Raw genomic sequence first — 23,840 nt, 5'->3', positions numbered from 1 at the left:
ATTCCTCCATGATAAATCAAGCAAACTCATCGTCTGTCGCCCCCTATGGCACTTTGGATCGTCAGGATTCGGTCGAAGAACTCTTTTTCCGATTGTTCACCTTTGAACATTTCATTGACGATTTTGCCATCACGGAGAAAAATGACACGCCGACAGTAGCTAGCCGCATAGGGATCGTGAGTAATCATCAGAACGGTTGTTGCAAGGGTGTGATTGAGCGATTGAATCTGTTCCAGCAGCTGGGTAGCGGATCTGGAATCAAGCGCCCCTGTTGGCTCATCGGCAAATACAATCGCTGGATTGGTAATGATCGCCCGAGCGGCAGCCGTACGCTGCTTTTGGCCGCCAGAAATCTCAGACGGATACTGAGGTAAGATAGATGCGATATTTAGCGCTTCAATGATTTTGGCTAATCGCTGCTCCATTTCTGCGACAGGTGTTTTTTGCAACGATAGCGGCAGCAGTATATTTTCTTTCACCGTGAGCGTATCTAGTAAGTTGTAATCTTGAAAAAGGAAGCCCATTCGTTTTTGGCGGAATTGTCGGAGATCTTTCTTTTTCAAATCTAACAGCGATTTTCCTTCGATCCAAACTTCCCCACCCGTAAAGGCGTCGATCGTGGAGAGCATATTCATTAATGTTGTTTTTCCAGAGCCAGATGGCCCCATTATCGCGGTGAATTCCCCTTGTTCGACGGTCAGATCGATATTTTTTAAAATTTGATTTTTTCCGTAAGATTTTGATAAGTTCTTAGTTTGAATAATAGTCGTCATCGTTTCGCCTTCCCTTCATGACTTAACTATACGGCTTCAGATGCATGCTATCCATCGAACTACCATCAACTAAAGTGACAATTTTGTCATTTTGCAAGAGGACTTCGCGTTTTGACGCAGTATTAGTTGTTTAACCTACTCCCCGGTCTGAAAAAAGAAACAATTAACAAACCTGCAGGCAGGAACAGCCCGACGGTTAGGGCAAAGGGAGGCCAGATGTTGGTAGCAAAATCTCGGAAATACACGATGTTAGGGTAAATGAGGTAGGCGAGGGCAAACATCATAAGTGCACTTGGCACAATGAAAATGTGATAAGTGCCTAGTTTGAGCAGTTGTGATAGTCCTACCAGTGAACCGTAGAAGCAAACGATTAGTTTGAAAAAAATGGTTAAGAACCAAATAATAGCTACCAATACTTCAACTCGTTGGATGAATCCACCGACATGTATTTTCTTAGCTAGTGTGTAGCTGGGAAACGTATGGCGTGAGGTGAAATCCCAACCAAGCACGGCGATGCATAGTATGGTTATGATAAGTATAATAAGTCCACCCATAAGTCCTGCTTGGATGAACCCTTTGCTTTTGTTTAATTTCGAGTGAATGGCAGGAAAGATGATAAGAAAGACGATCATTTCTAAATAGGGAATTGAAAGAACGGACAAACTTCCATGAATGATTGCTTTGGAACTGGCTTCAAATAGAGGGGGCAAGCGATTCAATTCAATCTGTGGAATTAGAAAGCCGATAAGCACACCGATAAACAACAGTATCCATGGAAGGAATATTTCCGCAGCGCGTGCAAATACCTCTAAGCCAAGCCCTGCTCCTGCCATAATGATGAGTAAGAAAACAAAGTGAATAACTTGGATGGGTGTCTCCGGCATAATAATGGTCGTAATAAAGTCGCCCACGTTGCGAAGAACGAGTGAGGCGGTAATGACAAAATAGATATAGAAGATGAGCCCTACACATGTGCCCAGCCATCTACCAAGAATGAACTTACTATATTCCATGATTGTATGATTCGGATACCGATTAGCTAGGGCTACGTATAGGCATATCATGCCACAGCCCATCGCAATACCTAGAATGGCTGATATCCATGCGTCCTGATGGGCGAAAGCTGAAAGGACAGACGGCACAATTAAGATCGTACTTCCTAAGCTAAAAAGCAGAACCAATATTTTAAATTGCCGTAGACTTATTTTCTCATTATTAAACATCGCTGACTCCTTTGGCTTACAACTACGTTAATAACGTTGTGATCATTTTACCCATGGGTTTAAAGAGGTAGGTGATCACATCTAAAGGATTGAGAATGCGCAAATGCAAGCTTACTGCCATGCTGAATAGGGCAGAGGTACTGATGGATGCAAGGAAGATCCAGAGCTCTTTATGCCCCTGCTTTTGTCTTAAACGAGGGACTTCGATCTTCAAAGCCCACAGCGATATAAGCAAAATGATCAGACACCATATCATGATTCATCACTCCATTTGATCGATAAAAGATTCAACAACGGAACCTGTACGCCGAATTCTGCTATTCACAGTTACTTGTACAGGTAGATCCACAAAGGCCTTCTCCCAGTTATCTTTCATGGGATTCCATAGCCTGTAATTGGCACGATGGAGGGCAGCGCCAAATCCGAAAATATCGGATTGATAGGATTTCGCTTTGGCAACGGAGTCTAGGATCGTCTGTTTAATTTCTTCATTTAATTGCTCTTCGATGTTTTGCAGTGTATACGTGGATTTCAGGTTTAATTCACAGGCCACTTCTCCGATATTCGCTTCTACTTGCAGATTGACGAAGGCCTCCGGGTGTTCATTCATGAACTTTGCTTTGATATTGGCTTTTGTACTTATCAATTCGATGGACATTCGGCCACCAGATTGGCATGAGAGGGGAACGATTGTACTCTGAAGGTTGCCCAGCGCATAATTGTAGCCTTTACTTTCTCTGTCTGTCAGCCATCCGGCAAACTGATCTTGATGTATGACACCCAGGCTTTCAAACTCCAATGTTGCTGGCGGAAGAACAGAGTTCAAGTTATTGCGAGACTTTCCTAATTGCGAGTCTCCTTTGATATGAACACTAGAGAGGACAGGGTCTTTACCTGGATCCACTAGATCATAAATAAGTTGATGTAAGTCAACATCGGTGGTAACTCCCCAATTCTTCTCGGAAGCGATAAGGGAAGAATAGAGTTTGTTAGCTGGAATTTTCTCGAGCGGGGTCAGTACTTGTAAGATATCATTCGCCGTAGCATTTCTAGCTAATAAGATATTGAAGTCTGAGCGTAGTTCATGATCTCTTGATAAGAGATCCAGCACCTTGGCTATCCCTTCTTTGGCCAGCCCTTCCCCAAGGATGAGAATGCGCAAATGGGATGAAAGGATTTTACGCGGTGAGCTCGTTGTCAGCTTGCGAAACGACTCAAATAACGTATGTCCGCTGCTAAGCTGAAGGGTTACAACGGGCATTCGTTGGCCGACTCCTTTCGTTGACGCGATTTCATCGGAGTTGAGTAATTGGACGGATACGTTGTAGGAGTCTCCTTTTTTATCAATGCCAATAGCCGTCGCTATGGATATTTGATCAAGTTCTTTTCGGTTCCAACAACCTGAAGTGATCACCATGATGAGAATGAATAGCAGGGCTCGTTTCAGCATTCAAATATCCCTTTCCCCTAATTTAGGATGAATACGATTAGGATTTTGGTTTCTGTGGGGGATTGTAAGTTTGTTTCTGTCTATTGTTTGGACTAACAAAGCTAGGACGCTTCAATAGCGCCCACTGAGGGAGACGAATGACATTATCCTTCTGATCCTCGATGTTATACGGAGCAAATGGAGCTAGATACGGAACTCCAAAAGAACGCAAGCTGCATAGATGAAGGATCAAGCCAATGACACCGACGAGTATCCCGAATAGGCCTAAAGCAGCTGCGAGTATCATCAGTAAGAAACGGATCATCCGAATAGAAATTCCCATGTTAAAGGAAGGGATAATGAAGGTAGATATCGCGGTAATCGCGACAATTATGACCATCGCTGGCCCGACTAATCCAGCTTCAACAGCTGCTTGTCCGATGACAAGCGCTCCTACAATGGACACCGCTTGCCCGATGGCACGCGGCATTCGGATCCCGGCTTCCCTGAGGATCTCAAAAGTTACTTCCATGAGAAAAGCTTCTACAAATGCCGGAAAAGGAATTCCTTCTCGATGCGCGGCAATATTGATGAGCAATGTTGTCGGTATCATCTCTTGGTGAAAGGTCGTTACTGCGATGTAGGCTGCTGGAGCCAGCAAGGCAATTAATAAGGCTACGTAGCGGAGAATACGGATTAATGAGCTAATGTCGGCCCGTTGGTAAGAATCCTCTGCTGCTTGCAAAAAATGTGTAAATACCGCAGGTACCAGGAGGACAAACGGTGTTCCGTCTACAAGGATAGCGATGCGTCCTTCAAGTAATGCTGCCGCAACGACGTCCGGTCGTTCGGTATTAAAAACGGTCGGGAATGGCGAGTAAGCTTCGTCTTGGATCAGTTCTTCGATATAGCCGCTCTCTAGAATGCCGTCAATATCTATCCGCGCCAAGCGGGTGCGTACTTCCTCAAGCATGTTGTCGGTCACGAGACCTTTGATATACATGAGCGCAACATCGGTCTGGGTTACGCGACCAATCTGCTTGGTTTCCATCCATAGATGTGAGTCTTTAATTTTTCTTCGAATCAAAGCAGTATTCGTACGCAAAGTCTCGGAGAATCCTTCGCGGGGTCCTCTTACAACCGTCTGAGAGGAGGGCTCAGTGACCCCGCGGTCTTTCCACTCTCGTGTACTTGCGCAGATTCCTTCATTAAAGCCATCAACGAATATGACCGTATCGCCAGATAAAATCATATGGTACAGCGTTGTAAAGTCAGAAGTTCCTGTGACTTCACCTGATTTTAATAGGTACTCTTTAATAAGGGATAAGGGTTCGATCTCGTTTAATAAAGGTAGTGCCCATTCTCCTGAACGATAATCGATAAGAAGGGAATCCAAAACCTCTTTGACATTTGCAAGTCCATCCACGTAGACAATGGCTCCTTTGCAAGGAGGCACAGAGGGAAGCATCATTCTTCGAATCACGAGGTCTGTACTATGTCCGAGTTCTTCGACGATAGTTAGCAGGATTTCTTCTAAGCCCTCAGGCATTGCTTGAACCTCATTGATTTCGGTATTCGCTACAGCTACAGGTAGGTGCTTTTGCTTCAGCAAGCGTTGCATAAAGGAAAATATGGAGTTCTTCATGAATAAGGCCACCTAATTTGTTTTTGTTACTATTTCCCAATGTAGGTTGCTTCACTCATCCTTTTTCATTTCCGCTGTCAGATGTAGTAGAATAGAGCCACAGCAATATGAAGGAGAGTCAAATAAGTGACGACAACGACAAGAAGTTTTAGCGATTATGCATTAAGCGAAGAGATTACGCGCGCGTTAACCACATTAGGTTACACGCAGCCGACGGATGTGCAACATAAGGTTATTCCTATTGCGTTGCAAGAGAGGGACCTGACCGTCAAGTCTCGTACGGGGAGCGGGAAAACGGCGGCATTCGGCATACCGATCTGCGAGCTTGTGGAGTGGGAAGAGAACAGGCCGCAGGCGCTCATCCTGACGCCAACGCGTGAGCTTGCCGACCAAGTGAAGCAGGATATGACGAACATTGGGCGTTTTAAGCGGATTAAGGCGGTAGCGTTATATGGGAAACAGCCATTTGCGAAGCAGAAGCTGGAGCTTCACCAGAAGTGCCACGTAGTCGTGGGTACCCCAGGACGCGTGCTGGATCATATCCAAAAAGGAACGCTGGACGTAGAGCGTCTGAAGTATTTAGTTATCGATGAAGCAGATGAAATGCTGCGGATGGGCTTCATTGAGCAGGTGGGAGCCATCATTGATGAGCTGCCAACGGATCGGATGACCATGTTGTTCTCAGCCACATTGCCGAAGGATGTCGAGCAATTGTGTCATCAGTACTTACGGAAGCCGATCGATATCGAGATCGAAACACCGGAAGCTGCGAAGGTTCAGATCGAGCATTCCCTGATCACCGTCCGGGAGAACGACAAGTGGACATTGCTTCAGAACGTGCTCGTGATGGAAAATCCAGAGAACTGCATTATTTTCTGCCGGACACAAGAAAATGTGGACAAGCTATTCACGCAGCTTGATCAGTTGGATTTCCCATGTGATAAAATTCACGGCGGCATGGTGCAGGATGATCGCTTCCTCGTGATGAATGCGTTCAAGCGCGGTGAGTTCCGATTCCTGGTCGCTACGGATGTTGCGGCGCGTGGGATCGATGTGGAGGACATCACCCATGTGATCAACTACGATCTCCCGATGGAGAAAGAGAGTTACGTCCACCGGATCGGTCGAACAGGGCGCGCTGGGAAGACAGGCAAAGCGATTTCGTTCGTTACACCGCACGAAGATAAGTTTCTAGCCGAAATCGAGGGCTATTTGGGCTTCGAGATTCCGCGGCAGGATGCTCCTGACTCGGAGGAAGTGGCAGCGAAGCAAGCTGCTTTTGACCAGAAGATGCAGGCTACGCCTGTCATCAAGCGGGATCGCAGTGACCAATTGAACAAGGGCATCATGAAGCTCTATTTTAACGGGGGCAAAAAGAAGAAGATTCGCGCCGTCGACTTTGTCGGCACTCTCGCTAAAATTGAAGGTGTCACCGCAGATGATATCGGCATCATCACGATTCAGGATAATGTGTCGTATGTCGACATTTTGAACGGTAAAGGGCCGATGGTGCTCAAAATCATGAAAAGCACCACCATCAAGGGCAAGCTGTTGAAGGTACATGAAGCGAATAAGTAGTGGGGATTGAAACCAGATGGCCATGGAGGCTCTCTGGTTTTTTGCTGAGGCGTCGCTGAGCCGTCGATTTTTGACGTCTCAGACGTAAACGAGCGCGGATACGCCGCTGAGCCGTCAATTACTGCCGTCTCGCAAGGCGACTCCCCGTACTAGGCTCATTTACCTGTCCGATCCGTCGATTTCCGCCGTCGCACGCTGACAAATTAGGGGGATTCTGTGTCGAAACTAGGTGTAACTCCTGCCTTTTCTTCATAAAATCGACGCGGCAGGTTAAAATATTACTCGAAAGGGTCAATTCTGTGACTTATCCATGAATCGCTCGCAAGGTAGACTATAGAAAACACGACATGGGGTGAAGTTCATGGCTAACCATATACAATCTCAAACAAGTAGTTTGCCAACAACTAAAGTGAAGCCAAAGCGGTCTAAGCAGCAAATTCGCGAGGATTTGGCCGGATATCTTTTCGTTAGTCCCATGGTGATCGGCTTATTCATATTCACATTATTTCCAATCATCGCTTCCTTCTTCTTAAGCTTTACCGATTGGAACTTTGTTGCCGGGTTTTCGAAAGTGAAATTCCTTGGATTGGACAACTTTACCAAGCTCATTCATGATAGTGTCTTTCTACTTTCACTCAAAAATAATATGATTCTGATGATCGTTGTTCCGTTAACACTCATTGTTTCACTGGTTTTAGCGGTGCTTATTGATAAGCAAGTGTATTTCAAAGGTTTTTTCAAAGTGATTTACTTCATTCCTTATATTTCGAGTGTAGTTGCGGTAGCAATCATATTTCAAGTTCTCTTCCATCCCACATATGGCCCGATTAATCAAACCTTAATGGATTGGGGATTTGCGAATCCACCCAAATGGTTGGCGGACCCTGATTACGCTTTGTACTGTGTGATGGGACTCATGGTGTGGATCAACATTGGGTACAACATGATTATTTTCATGGCGGGACTTCAATCCATTCCGAAAGATCTGTACGAAGCAGCTGATATTGACGGTGCATCCAAATGGAAGCAATTTTATAGCATTACCGTGCCTTTACTGTCACCAACAACGTTCTTCTTGCTTGTGTCCGGTATTATTGGAACGTTCAAAGTATTCGACGTAATTTCCGTATTGACCAATGGTGGACCGGCGAACTCAACGAGTGTGGTTGTGTTCCGTTTATACGAAACAGCCTTCATTAATCTGCAATCCGGGTATGCATCTGCGATGGCGATTGTGCTTCTAATACTCGTACTATTAATCACGTTAATTCAATGGTTCGGCCAACGCAAATGGGTCAACTATTAAACTAGAATGGAGGTTAACACATGGATAACCAAAAAAGTCTCAGAAAGATTATCATTACGATCGTCATGGCACTCTTCGGTATCGTGTTCATGATGCCATTCCTATGGATGATCTCAGCATCTATGAAGCCCGAAGCCGACGTATTCATTTTCCCGATACAGTGGATTCCGAAGCATTTTAACATGATTGAAAATTATAAAACGGTATGGACGACGAAATTTCCGCTGTATTATTGGAATTCGATTAAAGTTACTGTGATCACAACGGCCTTATCCGTTCTGTTTTCATCGATGGCAGCTTACGCTTTTTCAAAAATTAAGTTCCGCGGCTCAAATATTATCTTCGTTCTCGTTCTTGCTATCTATATGGTGCCGAGTCAGGCGATTCTCGTACCACAATTTCTTTTGCTGCGTTCGATGCACTTGTACGATACACATATTGGACTTATCCTTCTAGGCTCTTTCAGTGTTCTGGGTACGTTCATGCTTCGTCAGTTCTATCTAGGTATTCATGATGAGTACATGGAATCAGCAAGGATAGATGGCGCTGGTCATGCCCGCATTTTCTGGACGATCTGTACACCGCTTGTACGCCCTGCGATTGCGACCTATGCCATTCTGCGCTTTATATGGACCTGGAACGATTACCAGAATCCATTGATTTTCTTAAGAGATAAGTCGTTATTCACGCTTCCGCTGGGTATTCGCTCTTTTGCCGATTTAAATGGCGAGTTCTACTCCCTGATCATGGCTGCATCCGTTTCTGCGATCTTGCCTTTGTTGATTATTTTCATAATTGGTCAAAAGCAAGTTATCGAAGGTATTTCCATGGGTGGCGTTAAAGGTTAATCCAAGTTTACATGCAAAATGTCAAAATAAGAGCACATGAGGTTAAAATAGTGCCTCGTGTGCTCCAACCAAGTTTGTTACGATTCGTCATGTAAAGGTTTTCAGTTTTCGCAAACATACAAATATCTTCTTGGAGGGGTTCATATGAAAAAGAGTTTACTCGTTTTAAGTGGTGTTCTAGCAATTAGTGCTGCGCTTGCAGGTTGCGGTAGTAAATCAGAAGATAAGCCAGCAGAAACTTCTGGTGGTGCAGCAACATCCACAACGAAAGCACCTGTTACGATCAAAGTACAAGCATGGTACACAGAAGCGCAAGGGAACTGGAACGCAACAGTTGAAGCTTACAACAAGACTCACCCTAACGTAAAAGTCGTTTACGAGAGCATGTCCGAAAAGGGCGATTCCCAAGAAGGTATGAAAAAGCTTGACCTACTAGCTGCTTCCGGCGAGCAAATGGACGTAGTTATGTACTCCAGTGCTTCTGACTTTGCACAACGTGTAGGCGCAGGAATTCTTGAGCCGCTTGATGCATATTTGAAAAAAGATAACATTGTCGTCAAAGATGAATATAAACTTGATCCAGTTGTTAACGGGAAATACTATGCGCTTCCTGGTAAAATGATTGAATGGTTCGTTCTATTGAACAAAGATAAATTGGACGCAGCTAAACTTCCAGTTCCAACAGAATGGACTTGGAATGACTACGCTGAATACGCGAAGAAAATGACTTCGGGTGAAGGCGCAGCAAAACAATATGGTTCTTACTTCCATAACTGGAAAGACTATGCTTTACTTGGTTTGAACAACAATATGGATAACCCGTACTTAGTGAAATCAGATGGTACAGAGAACATTGATAACCCACAAGTTCGTTTCTCCTTGAACCTGCGTAATCAAATGGAAAACGTGGATAAATCATCTGTTCCTTACTTTGAAGTTGTTTCGCAAAAAATGGCTTACCGTGACGTGTTCTACGCAGGTAAAACAGCTATGCTAGCAACAGGTAACTGGATGGTTGGTGAGCTTGCACAAAATGCGAAGTTCAACACGGTATTTGCTCCGTATCCGAAATATGATGCGAAAGATGCAAACGGTCTAACTGAAGTTGGTGCTGACTTCATGGGTGTTGCTGCGAACTCCAAAAACAAACAAGCAGCTTATGACTTCGTGAAATGGTACACAACAGAAGGTATTCAAACACAAGGTCTGTTCTTCTCCGGTTGGAAGAAAGCCGACATTAATGCTAACGTAGATGCCATTCTAAAAAGCGGTAAACCAGATCAAGTAGCTAAAATTGATAAAACTTCTTTGCTTTCTACTTTGAAAGTAAATAAAGCGACGAAATTGGTAGTTCCTCCAACGTATGCCTTGCAACAAGAGAAAGAATACCTAACGCAAGTTGAGTTGTTCTTAACTGGCAAGCAAGATCTGGAGAAAACAATTTCCACAGCGAAAGCGAAAATTGAAGACATCAGAAAAAGTAATGCAAAGTAATCGGTAACGGTTAGACTAGCTTTACTGGTATAATGTGTATAGGAAGCAAGAGGAGGCCACCGGCCCCTCTTTTTTCCCATTTTATTGGAGAAGGCGGGAAACGCTAGTGCTGCAATGGTTTCGCACATTATCACTTCGTAATAAATTAGTACTAACGATTCTGGTTTGTCTGGTGTTACCGTCCATCGTGTCGATGAATGTGTCGAATTTTTTTACACGGGATGCGGTTCGTTCACAAGTGGCAGACAGCGCAAGGCAATCGATGCGTATCACGAGTCAGATTGTAACGGGACAGTTGAAGAACATGGTGTACATGATGAATTTTATTCAATTTGATGAAGAACTGCAGAAGCCAATTCTCAGCCTTGGTCATGTGGATGAGACGTCGACAATAGGGGACATTTTTCAAGCCAAGCTAACCATAAATAAAAGAATTTCAACCGTCATGAATCCATTGGGGAATATGAATGTGACATTATTACTTCCCAATGGGCAATATGTGGCCTCCTATACAACCATTAATTTCGACCCGAAATCATTTTTGAGTAAAGATTGGATGAAGGAAGTTAATCAGATAAAAGGTTATAATGTACATTGGATTGGGACTGAGTTCAATTACAATAGTGAGTCAACGCAACCGTATGTATTAGCTGCAGCGAAGCCGCTTGGATTGAATGGTACAACCTACGGCTATGTCATAGTCGGACTTGAGTTGAGTGTTCTTCAGAACTTATTTGCACAATATAAGGAAAATGAAACGATGGTCATCATTGATGAGAATGGCCGGATTTTGGTTGATCAGGATACGAGTCGCATTGGCACGCAATTTGCTAATTTCGATCAGCTTCCTTCTGAGGAGGGTTCCTCTTTTGTCAAGGTAGCAGGTGAAGAGTACATTATGCAGAGTAATCAAATTTCGTCCAATTGGAAGCTCGTCAGCATGGCACCGTACAAGTCTGCTGCTCAACAAATTGAGTCATTCCGCAAGACAGACTTCCTTATTCAGCTCTTCTTTTTAATCTTGTTTGCCATCGTGCTCCTTTATGTTGTAAGAACTCTGACGAAGCCCATCGCTAAGCTTGTACAAACGGTTGTCCGTATCGAATCGGGTCAGTTGAGTGAACGATCTAACATTAGTGGCGGTGACGAAGTTGGTCGGTTAGGGTATGTATTTGACCGAATGATTGATCGGATCGAGCTGACGCTTTTTGAGAATAAGCGAGAGCAAGAACTCAAGCGCAAGGCTGAGCTGGCGATGCTTCAGGCACAGATTAATCCGCATTTTCTTTTTAACGTATTGAATTCCATCCGGTTGAAAATTATGATGAAAGGCGACGAAGAGAATGCGGAACTGATCAGCTCATTGTCTGCTCTTTTGCGTATGACCATTAATCGCAATAACGAATATATAACGCTCCATGAGGAGATTGGGATCAACGAGCACTACGTTCGTTTGTTGAACTCGCGACACGGCGATCGGGTTGTCTTGCGAGTATCCGCGGCTTCGGACACGCTGCTTATTCAAATTCCGCGTTTCTTGCTGCAGCCACTTATTGAGAATGCGTATATTCACGGCCTCAAAAGTAAAGCAGGTGAGATTACGATTGTTTCTCGGATTGCAGAGGATGGCAGACTGCAGGTGGAGATTCAGGATTCTGGAGTTGGTATGACCCCAGAGCGTTTGCTTACGCTTCGCAATCATTTAGAAGCCACACCAACAACGTCTGTAGTGGTAGAAGCAAGCAGTCCTTCGCTATCAGGAATTGGTATACACAACGTGTTTGAACGACTGCGGATGATTTATGGACTTCGATTCGATTATGAAATTGAAAGTAATCTAGGACGCGGCACTCAAATTATTCTTCGCTTTCCACAGCAACCAGAGAAGGAGGTGTAACCTTGTACACCGTCATGATTGTAGATGATGATATCCCCGTGCTTGAATTTCTCAAAACGACGATAAATTGGGAAGAGCTCGGTTATCAATTGACTGGCGTTTATGAGAATCCCTTGGAGGCTTTGAAGGCAGGTCAGCAAGCGAAGACAGATGTATTGATTAGTGATATTGGGATGCCCGGGATCAATGGGCTTGAGCTGATTAAGTCCCTCCGTGAGGAGGATCCCCACGTGAAGGCTGTGATTCTCTCCTGTCACGATGAATTCCACTACGCACAGGCGGCCGTTAAGCTTTCGGTGAGTGAATATATATTGAAGGAAACGATGAACGTCAGTAATATCACGGAGGTATTGATCAGGCTCAAAGAGCAGTTAGACGCCGAGGACCGTCTGCAATCGAAGAGCCGCAAGCTAGAGAAAGAAGTGTCGCAGCAACGCGGCGCATCGAAACGCCAGTTTATCCGAAGCACGGTGAATGAGCCGTTATTCGATGCGGACGAGTGGGGAGCCAAAGCGGAGGATTTTGGGATAAGGCTTACGAAGCATGCGGTTCTGCCTGTATTCGGCTATGCCAACCGGGTGAAAGAAGCGAATAGCCGGTTTCAATCGAAGGACTTGTTCGAGTATACGATTCAGAATATTGTCGAAGAGATTCTCGTGGATCAAAAGGAAGTGACTTTATTCACCTACGATACAGGTGAAATCGTGCTGCTATTTCCACATTTCTCGGAACTGCATGTGAACAATAGTCAGAAAATGGAGCAAACACTTCGACAGCTGCAAACCTGTTTGCAAAAGTACGCCAAAATCTCCTTCTCGTTCATCACCGGGAATCCAGTGAGGGATGTTCGAGCATTAAAGGATCAATTAATCCGCATGGTCGAGGGCAAGGCTGGCCGATTTTACATGCCAGAGTCCTCGATCAGCAAGCTAGGCAATTTGCGGGAAGGATTCGGGGATGGCGGGGAGTTGCTCGCCCAATATGCGCAAGCGTTGGATGAATTCCGCACTGTGGTGTTCGATGAGCGTATCGAAGGAATCGACTCGTTTGTCTCGAAGTGGGTCGATTTTATCCAATATAATCGCTTCCGTCCCTTAGAAGTGAAGGATTGGCTGCTCAAAATGATTCTCGATGTGCGGATGCGTCTAAAATCCCTACAGCACTATCAATCGACATTTTCTTCGGAGCTGTTGCACCATGATGTCCACGAACTGTCTTCAATCCGTGAAATGGAGCTATGGCTGAAGGATTATTTGCAGCAGGCCATCGAGTGGGCGGGACAAGTGTATCGGGAGTCGCATAATCGTGAAATCCTGGAGTGTCAGCGCTTCGTGTATAGCCATCTCGATACGAAAATATCACTCGAGGACGCTGCCGCGCATCTTCATTTGCACCCGAGTTACTTGAGCCGCTTATTCAAGCGAGAGACGGGCGAGAATTTCATCGAATATGTGACGCGGATGAAGATGGAGAAAGCGAAAGAGCTGCTTGAGATCACGGATAAAAGCGTGGAACAAATCTCGGATATGCTCGGCTACGAGAATAAAAATTACTTCGGTAAGCTCTTCAAGGCACACACCGGCTTCGTGCCGAATGCGTACAGGGGGCAGACGAAGGGGAGTTCTTGATGAAGCCGTGTGAAAGCACAAAAGCCTGCTAAAATGCAGGCTTTTGTGTTTTTTTTTGGTAGGGGCTAGGGTATTTCTCGCTTATTCTCTATTCATATACCCCAACATCGTAATCACGCATTAGGGTTACCACGCTCCATTTGTATCCAAAGTCCTAATATAAAAGCTTCAGTGAATTCAAAATGTGACAAAATTCACCATTTCAAGGGGTGTTCAGACAACTTCATTTCCAGTATTATGAAATAAAAGCTCGAAAAAGGGGAAATGTACCTGTTTAGTAAATGGTGAGCTGATATAAAAGTACTATTAATCTATTGGACCAAGTGGAAATGAAATGGCAAACCTGTTCGAAAGACAGGGGCGCAAAGCCACGGGCCTACTTTTATGAGGTATTTTGTCGCAAGACATTCGCCTTAGAAACGGCAGCCGGGTTACCTACGTCAGTTGTTTTTTTGCTGTGCATTTTTTTAAGTGGAGGAGAAGTTTATGTACAAGCACATTGGCAAAGTTTCAAAAGCAGTTTGTATGATGTTACTTATTCAATTTATTTTATCAGCGCTACAAGTTATGACGCTTGAAGCGTCTGCTGATACCGGACAGGAAGCCATTAGCATCAACTTCCAAAATGATACTGCAACAACTCCAAGCGGATTTATCGCGGACTATGGGAATGTCTATGGTTCACGTAATGGATTGGCGTATGGCTGGAACCAGGATCAAACGAATAATACGGTTGTTCGACAAACCTACCAAGGCGAAGTTGTTGACTCATTTATTCAAGCTTCGAATCAGGATATTTGGGAGATTGCTTTAGAGAATGGTTCCTATGACGTCTCCGTAACGGTAGGGGATGCCGTCTATTCAAGCACGAATACGTTTTACATTGAAGGGGTGTCGGTAAGCGAAAATGTGTACATTCAGCCAGGAGCGCATAGCGCTTTTGATAAGAATGTTACTGTCAACGACGGTAAGCTGACACTGACATTCGGATCGTCGGGGGATTTTACTGCACTAAATGCCATACAAATTACAAGAGTTGCTATGTTCAGTCCTGTACCTAACAATCCGCAGATTGCTTTGCCTCCTGAGGCGAGGAAGATTTCGGGTAATAGAGTGCTAATGTCCGGGGAATCACAGAACGTGCATAATACACCGGAATACATTCGTATACCTGGGCTCCAACAAGAAATAAGCCGATACATGGCAACTGAACTGCAAACAATCGATAGTGTCATTAATCAATATGAACATTTGGCTATAGCGTGTAATAACTGTGATGTTCCGGCTATACAAGCTAAGGTGAACGCTAGTTTCAATAATCCGGTTGTAATCAAAGCTGGACAACTGAATCTGGACACATCCATGACCATTGGCACACTGGATAAACCAGTTGTACTAATTTTGGATGGCATGAATACGAATCAACCATTGAGTGTTACTGTCATTGGCAGTCTTATTCTAAAAAACGGCTTGAATGCCAATTCGAAGCTCAATCTCAAAGTTAGTCAACCATCTAACGCATCGCTTTTGAATATGGGGAATTTGTGGGTCAAAAGCAATCTTCACCTGAATCAAGATTCAAGTGTTGAAGCAGCTAATCAATTTATGGCAGGAAGCTTAATTTATAATAACGGGACGTTGCAAGTGAAAGCAGATCATATGCTCATTGAGAATAATTTAAACATCAATACGAAAGTCGATATGAATATCGCGCAAGAGATGCTTGTTGGTGAACTGATTTCGAATAATCAAACGGCTAATATACATGTCCAAATCGGTGATTTGTTCATCCGAGATAACATGAGTGTAAACAATCATCTTAGTATTAAAACAGGTGGCGTATTTGCCATGGGTGGCAATCTGACTGCCAATCAAAAGCCGATCATTGAGACCGGGAGCGGCGGGCAAGGTCAAACGTTATTGAAATACAAACTTAATGGGTTGCAGGCAGAATATTTTAGTGGAAGCAATTTTACAGGGGATAAAGTGACAAGAGTGGATGAAAACGTGAAGTTGGAATCTAAACCGAACTTGCCGATTCTCGGCTTTACGGATCAAGACTTTTCTGTTAGATGGACAGGGCAAATTAAGCCTTTGTATACGGAGGAGTACACATTTGAAGTTCATTGGAAAGGTTCTGTGAAGTTATGGGTAGATGGTGATCTCATCATTGATGGATTACAAGCTCATAATGACAAGCAGACGGGTTCGTTCGTTGCTGAGGCGGGAAGAAGATACGACATTAGGTTAGATTATTCCAACAATGATGGTAATGCCAAAGCAACATTGCGATGGGAAAGTCAAAGTCAGAATCCGGAGTTTGTTCCACAAGCGCAATTGTACCCGTACGGTACACCCGTAGTAACGGCAATTCCAACAGAAACGGATATTACTTTTCAATGGCCGCCAATTTTTAATGCGAGTGGATATGAGGTAGAAACAGATGGCACGATTCAATCCATCGGTGCAATTGCTCAATATGTTTATCCAAATCTTGAAGCAGGAACTTCACATACATTTCGAGTTAGGGCAAATAACGGAGACATTACAGGTGAGTGGACGGAACTACTGATCAAATGGACGCTTCCTGATGTGCCTGGTCCAATTGAAACAACTTCGACAAGCACGGCAATTACTCTTGTGTGGCCAGCCGTTATCGGAGCAACGGGTTATGACATCGAAACGAATAATACGATTATCGATAATGGCAACTCAACAACGTTTGTAGATTCATCTTTGAATTCGAATACACAGCGTGCCTATAAAGTACGTGCTAAAAATTCAAGCGGAGCCGGCAAATGGAGTCCCATCATCGCAAAGGCTACGTTGCCAGGAGCAACAGGCTCACTTGCTACACTTGCGACGGATAGCACAATTACTGTTTCATGGGATGCTGTGTCAGGCGCAGAAAGCTATGATTTGGAAGTGGATGGAGTCGTTGTGTCTGGCATCACTGGTACGAGATACATCCATATTAACTTGCAGCCGAACTCTACACATACGTATCGTCTTAAATCAAAAAATGGAGTAGGCACGAGCAATTGGAGCGCACTTGCGACAGCTGTCACGTTGCCATCTATTCCAGAACATTTACGTGCAACTGTCGCAGATACACAAATCTCAATTGAATGGGACGAGGTAGTAGGAGCTTCCAATTATGACATCGAAATCGACGGAGTAATTGTTGCTCATGATTTAAGTACGACATATGTGCACAACGGATTAGCTGTTAATTCAGAGCATACGTATCGAGTAAGAGCAAATAATGGGGCAGCCATTGGTCAATGGAGCGGGCTGTTAAAGCGTTCAACTTTATCGGGATTACCAACGAATTTACGCGCTCTGGCTGCAGGTAATGAAATCACGGTAACTTGGGATATGGCTGTTGGTGCGGTCGGTTACGATGTGGAAGTCGATGGTCAAATCGTAAATAACGGCATGAGCCTGACTTATGTCCATTCTGGATTGTCTCCTTATAGTGAACATACCTATCGGGTAAGGGCTAGGAATGGGGGTGGAAATGGCCCATGGACGGATGCGATTACCGTAGTCACTACGCTCGGAGAACCGCAAAACATAACCCTCGATTCAACAGTTCGTTCAATTACTATCACATGGGATGAGGTCATCGGTGCCGATGACTATGAATTGATAGTCGATGGTGAAGTCGTCAATGTCGGAAAAGAGACAAGCTACCTCCATGATGGACTGACGCCTTACTCTTGGCATGTGTACCGAATTCGAGCCAAAAATGCCGATGTGAGTGGCGAGTGGAGCGATACATTCACAAAGGCAACGATGCTCGGTACGCCTGTAATAATACGTATGGTAGCAACAAGTTCGCAGATTATAGTCAACTGGGGAAGTGTTGTTGGCGCAGACGGTTATGAGATAGAGGTAGATGGAAGTCTCGTAGATAACGGAGTGAAGACTTCCTTCACACATTCAAATCTGTCTTCAAATTCCCTACATACATATAGGGTAAGAGCAAAGAACCCTAGTATATACAGCGATTGGAGCAACTGGAGTAGTCTAGTGACCCAAAGCACGGCGTCCGATGTTCCGAGATTTATTTCTGCTAAGGCAACAACCAGTTCAATTACAGTTACTTGGAGCTCCGCATCGGGGGAAGATAGCTATGATCTTGAAGTTGACGGAAAAGTTATTAGTGGACTGACGAACACGACTTATACGCAGGATGCATTAGAGCCAAATAAGATGCACGTTTATAGAGTTAGATCGCAGAATCAGTATGGTCGCAGCGAATGGTCAGAGAAACTAGAAAAGAGGACTACACCTGAGATGATTGTGAACGTGGGTAAGGACAACATTTTCAACTTTGTTATTGTGGCACCTAAGAAGGATGGCGTTACTGAACGCAAGATTACGGTTACGTATAATCCAGAAGAGTTGGAAGTATTGGATTCCAGTGCGATTACTCCAGAGGTTGAGCTTGGAGTAGGTCCAATTCATGGAACGAATATGATCGTGAGCGAGTTTGCGAGCGGAAGAATTGTGTACACCATTTTGAATGTTGATAAAACGGTTGTTAATGGTATTAAATTGCTTGCGAAAAGCAATGAGGATTCGAAGATTACTTATACGGTGGAGTAGCGGTGCTCTTAGAGGAGAATGCAAATGAAAAGACTCATATGGGTTTTATGCTTTTTTATCATGGTGACTAGTGTCATATTTCCGATGCCAACTCAAGTAAAAGCTTTAGGAACGGGTTTAATATATATGTCCTATTTTGACCAAGGTGGAGGATATTTTAGTGGTGGAGGTTGGGGAAGTACGGGGGCTTCCAAGCCAATTCCAGATGGGTTTGTGCCAGCTGGCGCTAGTAAGGATTTATATGCCTCGGGGGTATCTAGAGCCTGGATCATTAATCCTAGGACAGGAGATATACGATTTTCATACTTAAATAATCCTGATGGTTCATACAGCGGTAGTGGGTGGAGCTCGAATGTAGCTAATAAGCCATTACCGGAGGGATATATACCGGCAGGGGTTTATAACGATCCTTACTGCGATACTTGCTCTCGGATTATTATTATTAATCCTACCACAGGTAAGATAAAAATTGCCTACTTGGAATCGGGGTATGGTTTCTATAGCGGTGGGTTTGGTGGAGATCTAAATGTTTCTAAACCAATTCCTACAGGATTTATTCCTGCTGGAGCTTACTTAGATCCATATGCTCCAACGTTATCAAGAATGGTGATCATAAACAAAAATACTGGAGAAATTAGGTGGTCATATTTGGATTCCGGAGGTGGATATTTTAGTAGCGGAGGGTGGGGAGCATCTGGCGTATCTAAACCTATTCCAGCTGGATTTTATCCTCTTGGAGCGTATCCAGATCCTTATTGCGACACATGTTCACGCCTGACACTAATAAACTTTACACATCCAGTTCCTAATATAGAAGTCGTTTCGCCTATATCAGGGCAAATTTTAAGCGAGTTTAATACTGCTTTTATACCTAGCATAAAAATAAGCGATCCCGATGGAGACACATTGATTGCTTCTTATTTCTTGGATTCGGAGACGTCACCACGTGATACAAAAGTAATATCCAATACGCAAACTGCTCAAACTGTGAGTTTCAATGCGTTAAATATAGAATCAATAATTGAAGGAACACATACGATACGATTTACGGTAGATGATGGTTCAGCGAAGGTCGAATCAATAGCGCAAGTAATGGTTGACAAAACTTCTCCTGTATTAGGAGTAGTTGCCGCAACATCTACAGATACATTAGTGCAGATTTCGGGTTCCGCATCGGATTCAATATCAGGCTTAAGTTCGGAATCTTACCGATATTCAATAGGATCGAACACCAGCGCTTGGACGAGTTTACTTCAATATACACAATCAAACTTAACACCGAACACCAATTATAACGTTAAGTTCGAAGCTCGGGATAACGTTGGACATATCGCGAGCCAAGAGCAATTGATACGGACCAAAGCACAAGCTCCTACATTGTCACTAAGCCAAGCTACCGAATCAGGTCTGGATATTTCCTTTAGTGACAGCAATCCTTCCAGCACGCAGTATCAAGTCCAAATTGGTGGGCAGTATGTGAACGCTGCGGGTACAGTAACAACTGCACCTGCGTGGATCCCACTTACAAACAAAACGATCAAAGTAACAGGCTTAGCACCTAACACATCTTATAGCTTTCAAGCAAAAGCCAAAAATGAATTAGGTGTGGAAACGAACTATGGTCCCCTTGCAGGTGGAACTACATTAGCAAGCCCGCCTGCGCCCATTACAACTGAATTGGCTCAACGCTTAATTAAACTCTCTTGGCCAGCCACACCGGGGATTGCCAGCTACGATGTTGAGGTAGACGGCGGCGTGCCTATGAATAACGGCACATCTACAACTTTTTCACACAATGGACTAGCACCTAATACACAACACAACTATAGAGTACGTGCCAATAATGCAGGAGGAACAGGCAAGTGGAGTCCCTTGATCAGCAAGTTTACATTGCCAGATCCACCAGCCGTGCCTACGGGCATCCAAGCGGTTCCTCTGCAGACACAAATGACCATATCCTGGGACAGTGTTGCCCGGGCAGAAGGCTATGATATTAAAGTGGATGGTGGAACGGAAATTGACAACGGTGCTCAAACAACCTATGTACACCGGAATCTACAGCCTCTCACCGAACATACGTACCAAGTTCGAGCTAAGAACCCTGGGGGTATTAGCCAATGGAGCGAGCCGGTCTTGATGAAGACGCTGCCGAATCCACCAAATACACCGGATAATCTGACAGCGGATCTCTCTATTCATCAAGTAATGGTTAACTGGAGTACCGCCGATGGAGCAGACGCTTACGAAATCGAGGTTGATGGACTCCGTACTGAAAATGGCAACAAAACGACTTACCTCCATGATGGCTTGGATGCTTTGAGTGGTCACACCTATCGAGTGCGTGCCAAAAATATTGGAGGCATGAGCGCGTGGAGCGAGCCACTCGACGTTACGACACATCCAGAGATACCGAATATTCCGACGAACATCATGACAACGGCGGAGGAAAAATCCATTACGACTACATGGTACAAAGTTCCTCATGCTTCAAGTTATGAAGTAGAGATTGATGGCATAACGAAAATTAACGTTACGAACAACCAGTTTGTTCACAGCGACTTGGAGCCGGATAGCCGACACACATATCGAGTTCGTGCGAAAAACATTAGCGGTGACAGCGAGTGGAGTGCGCCAGTTACACTAACCACATTCCCAAGCGGGAGTGACACAACGCTCTCACTAACGAATATCGCTGCAATAGTAACGAATCGCTACATCACGATTTCTTGGGATACAGTAGCTCCCGAAGCTCGATATGATATTGAGGTAGATGGTGTACTCATGAATAACGGAGACGACACCATTTACCATCATACCGGTTTGAAAGCGAACGAGTTCCACACGTACAAAATTCGTCTCCAAAATGAAGATCACCCTGGGGAATGGGTAGCGATGCTTTCCCTATCCACGTTGCCGAATCCTCCGGATGCTCCAACCGATATAGAAGCATTTGCAACCAATAACAGCATTGAGCTGCGTTGGCAAAAGAATAGCACAGCGACCGGATATGATATTGAGATTGACGGCAAGACGATGGACGCAGGCGAGGCAGCCTCGTACCTTCATGATGAGCTAAGCTCTGGTACCGCTCATACGTATCGAGTTAGAGCTAAGAACGTAACTGGCGTAACGGCATGGAGCGCGGCGATTGTGAAAAGCACCACCAGTCCGACATACACCGTGAACGGCGAGAAAGAAAAAACCTTCGATCTATCCTTGCTAGCTTCCAATGTACAGGATTTCAGTGAGATGACGTATGTTGTTACTTATGATCCTAGTCAGCTGGAAGCTATAGATTTGTTTGGATTCACGCCTAACGCTGATCTTCCAACAGCAGGAAAAATCCCAGGTTCGAATCTGGATGTGACGTATACGGCTGGGGAAATAACATTCAGGATTAATCAAAATGTAGTACCTGGAACCTCATGGTCTGGTGAAATTGCGACGATTGTCTTTAAGTCTAAGGTTGATGGGCAAGCGCAGATGAATGTAGTAGTTGAGTAAGAAGAATAGGATAGCGGAGTTGATGATGTGAAACAATTTTTCTATAAAAATAGGAAATTCATTGCTGTAATCATAGGGGTTTCATTAATTGCACAGATGTTCTTGTTCGTAGTGGGAGATAAGGCCCTGACTACAACGAATGCCGAATCAAGTCAAAGTGATGACAACAAAACTGCTGCGGATATTTCCAATATGACCGGTGTGAAGATCGAGGAGATATTAAAGCTAAAACAGTCGGGCTTATCCTGGAATGAAGTGTTAGACAAGTTGAAACAGGCACCCAATACGGATACTCAAAAAGGTAACAGGAGCAATTTGCTCGCAGGGATGGAATTGGGTGAAGATGCCGTGGCGAAACTGATTGCGCAGGGATTCACCAATGAGGAAATTATGGAAGCGAAAATGCTTGCAGAAAGAGTGCAATTCCAGTTGAAAGAGCTAGTCAACGATACGAAGATTACACCGCAAGTTCCTGTACTAGAAATCAAATTAGATACAAAGAAAGATGATAAATTATCCGAATTTCCCAAAATTACGGAGCAATTTGATGTGAATTCCGTGCTTTATTTTATGCTGATGCTAAAAAAGGATTTCGGCAGTCTAGAAGCTGTGCTGGATGAGTACCTTTTCGCTTTGCAAATTGGCATTAACTTGGAAGATTACATTCAAGACAAAGATAAGTATCTCAAAGCGAAAGAAGAGAAGAGTATCGGACTTACGCGTGACAAGGTGATCACAATGTCAGTTATTGAATCTGCCTTGTTGGAAAAAATCCAGCAAAATAATCAAACAGCAAAGGATGAGTTCACCACACAGGGAAAGGCAGGCAGCGCCACAACCAAAGATACGAAAGAGAAATCACTGCTGCCTGACGTACCTCTTCCTACAGTTAAAGACGTAAAGCCAGGAAATCCAGCTGCAGATATCATGAAGGAAGTTAACGTACTGAATCCAAACAAGCCATAAGCTTATGCTTACGATGTCAGTTTTTCTAGTGAAAAACTTTAAGGAGAACCCATATGAAAAGAATAAAGATGAACACAGTGTCCAAAGCGCTGCTTATTGTATTGGCTTTGAGTATAGCCGTCCAAACGGGCTACACACTCGTATCTTATGTTCATGCACAAACGGTCGCTATGGATGAAGAGGCGCCAAAGGTACCTACGACTGAAACCGGAGCTACCTCGATCGATCAGAAAGTAATTCCGCAAGACGTCTTGAACAAGCTGCAAGCGACAGATTCCAGCCATTTTGATAGCAATGTAATGAAATATAAGCAGTTGCTTGCAGACCTGAATGTGCACGCCAAAGTGCAACAGGAAATTGAACGATTAGTAATGGCAGGGCATAGCTTGTCAAATGTGTTAATTGCTTTTGAATTTTTATATCAAAAATTCGGAAAACTGCCAGAATTAGAGCTTTTAGTTAAGCAAAAGGAAGCGGGGAAGGCATGGGAAGCCTTATTCGCAGGCTATAACAGCGGCCATAAGGCGTTTGTTCCACGAGCATTCGACCCGGATTATTTGGAAGACTTAATGAAGAAGCCAGGATTTACTTCCGATGATGTCATGATGGCAGATCGGGTTTCATTTGCCTCAGGTATAGATGTAAAAGACATTATAACTTCAAAACTAGAATCAAAGCGCAATTGGATGGATATTACTGCAGAACTGGATCTTTTGCACGGTACCGCTACACTGCCGAGAGTACAAATTACGGCCCAGCAGCTAAGCAAATTCGTTAAGCCAGGGTCATTTACGGAGGACAAGATAGCTGAAGCATTCGTGCTAGCCCAGCAAATTGGCCAAAATCCGGAGACTGTGGTGGAGAAGATGAAAGCAGGTAAAACAGAAGCTGCCATTAGGGCAGAGAGCTATATGCTGAAATACAACTAGCTGAGA

15 protein-coding genes and 1 riboswitch are annotated in these 23,840 nt (G+C 44.2%); of the genes, 10 read left to right on the top strand and 5 right to left on the bottom strand.

What is annotated here, in order from left to right; translation table 11 throughout:
• Window positions 1-26 precede the first annotated feature (26 nt).
• The 5 genes from J2736_RS23095 to J2736_RS23075 form a co-directional block, all read right to left on the bottom strand.
• Complete coding sequence (locus J2736_RS23095; protein ID WP_310500947.1) at window positions 27-773, bottom strand: ABC transporter ATP-binding protein; 747 nt, start codon at window positions 771-773, stop codon at window positions 27-29.
• Window positions 774-895: 122 nt separating this feature from the next.
• Window positions 896-1,996, bottom strand: a complete 1,101-nt coding sequence (locus J2736_RS23090) for a GerAB/ArcD/ProY family transporter (RefSeq protein ID WP_310500946.1) — start codon at window positions 1,994-1,996, stop codon at window positions 896-898.
• Between the two features lie 22 nt (window positions 1,997-2,018).
• Complete coding sequence (locus tag J2736_RS23085; protein ID WP_310500945.1) at window positions 2,019-2,252, bottom strand: hypothetical protein; 234 nt, start codon at window positions 2,250-2,252, stop codon at window positions 2,019-2,021.
• Between the two features lie 6 nt (window positions 2,253-2,258).
• Complete coding sequence (locus J2736_RS23080) at window positions 2,259-3,446, bottom strand: Ger(x)C family spore germination protein (RefSeq protein WP_310500944.1); 1,188 nt, start codon at window positions 3,444-3,446, stop codon at window positions 2,259-2,261.
• Between the two features lie 37 nt (window positions 3,447-3,483).
• Window positions 3,484-5,070: a spore germination protein gene (locus tag J2736_RS23075; RefSeq protein WP_397341391.1), complete on the bottom strand. Its 1,587-nt coding sequence runs from the start codon at window positions 5,068-5,070 to the stop codon at window positions 3,484-3,486.
• A 126-nt stretch (window positions 5,071-5,196) separates the two neighbouring features.
• Here J2736_RS23075 and J2736_RS23070 point away from each other — a divergent pair, with 126 nt between their 5' ends.
• From J2736_RS23070 to J2736_RS23025, 10 genes are all read left to right on the top strand, one after another.
• The gene (locus J2736_RS23070) at window positions 5,197-6,648 is read left to right on the top strand and encodes a DEAD/DEAH box helicase (protein ID WP_310500943.1); all 1,452 of its coding nucleotides are present in this window, start codon (window positions 5,197-5,199) and stop codon (window positions 6,646-6,648) included.
• A gap of 361 nt (window positions 6,649-7,009) precedes the next feature.
• Window positions 7,010-7,954 (top strand): carbohydrate ABC transporter permease, encoded by a 945-nt coding sequence (locus J2736_RS23065; protein WP_310500942.1) that lies wholly within the window; start codon window positions 7,010-7,012, stop codon window positions 7,952-7,954.
• A gap of 20 nt (window positions 7,955-7,974) precedes the next feature.
• A complete protein-coding gene (locus J2736_RS23060) occupies window positions 7,975-8,802 on the top strand; it encodes a carbohydrate ABC transporter permease (RefSeq protein ID WP_310500941.1) in 828 nt (275 codons plus the stop codon).
• A gap of 144 nt (window positions 8,803-8,946) precedes the next feature.
• Window positions 8,947-10,296, top strand: coding sequence for an ABC transporter substrate-binding protein (locus J2736_RS23055; RefSeq protein ID WP_310500940.1), 1,350 nt, complete (start codon window positions 8,947-8,949; stop codon window positions 10,294-10,296).
• Window positions 10,297-10,402: 106 nt separating this feature from the next.
• Entirely contained in the window at window positions 10,403-12,193 is a 1,791-nt protein-coding gene (locus J2736_RS23050; RefSeq protein WP_310500939.1) for a sensor histidine kinase, read from the top strand.
• A gap of 2 nt (window positions 12,194-12,195) precedes the next feature.
• Window positions 12,196-13,821 (top strand): helix-turn-helix domain-containing protein, encoded by a 1,626-nt coding sequence (locus J2736_RS23045; protein WP_310500938.1) that lies wholly within the window; start codon window positions 12,196-12,198, stop codon window positions 13,819-13,821.
• A 326-nt stretch (window positions 13,822-14,147) separates the two neighbouring features.
• Window positions 14,148-14,260, top strand: a riboswitch (cyclic di-GMP riboswitch).
• Window positions 14,261-14,307: 47 nt separating this feature from the next.
• Entirely contained in the window at window positions 14,308-18,435 is a 4,128-nt protein-coding gene (locus J2736_RS23040; RefSeq protein ID WP_310500937.1) for a fibronectin type III domain-containing protein, read from the top strand.
• 24 nt (window positions 18,436-18,459) lie between these two features.
• Window positions 18,460-21,939 carry a fibronectin type III domain-containing protein gene (locus J2736_RS23035; RefSeq protein ID WP_310500936.1) on the top strand — a complete coding sequence of 1,160 codons (3,480 nt, stop codon included), beginning with the start codon at window positions 18,460-18,462 and terminating at the stop codon, window positions 21,937-21,939.
• A 27-nt stretch (window positions 21,940-21,966) separates the two neighbouring features.
• Window positions 21,967-22,905 (top strand): hypothetical protein, encoded by a 939-nt coding sequence (locus J2736_RS23030; RefSeq protein WP_310500935.1) that lies wholly within the window; start codon window positions 21,967-21,969, stop codon window positions 22,903-22,905.
• 53 nt (window positions 22,906-22,958) lie between these two features.
• A complete protein-coding gene (locus tag J2736_RS23025; RefSeq protein ID WP_310500934.1) occupies window positions 22,959-23,834 on the top strand; it encodes a hypothetical protein in 876 nt (291 codons plus the stop codon).
• Window positions 23,835-23,840 lie beyond the last annotated feature (6 nt).

Source organism: Paenibacillus qinlingensis, from assembly GCF_031455095.1.
Lineage (GTDB): Bacteria > Bacillota > Bacilli > Paenibacillales > NBRC-103111 > Paenibacillus_E > Paenibacillus_E qinlingensis_A.
Note: the sequence above shows the minus strand (reverse complement) of the source record. Positions and strands in the feature narration are given on the sequence as shown.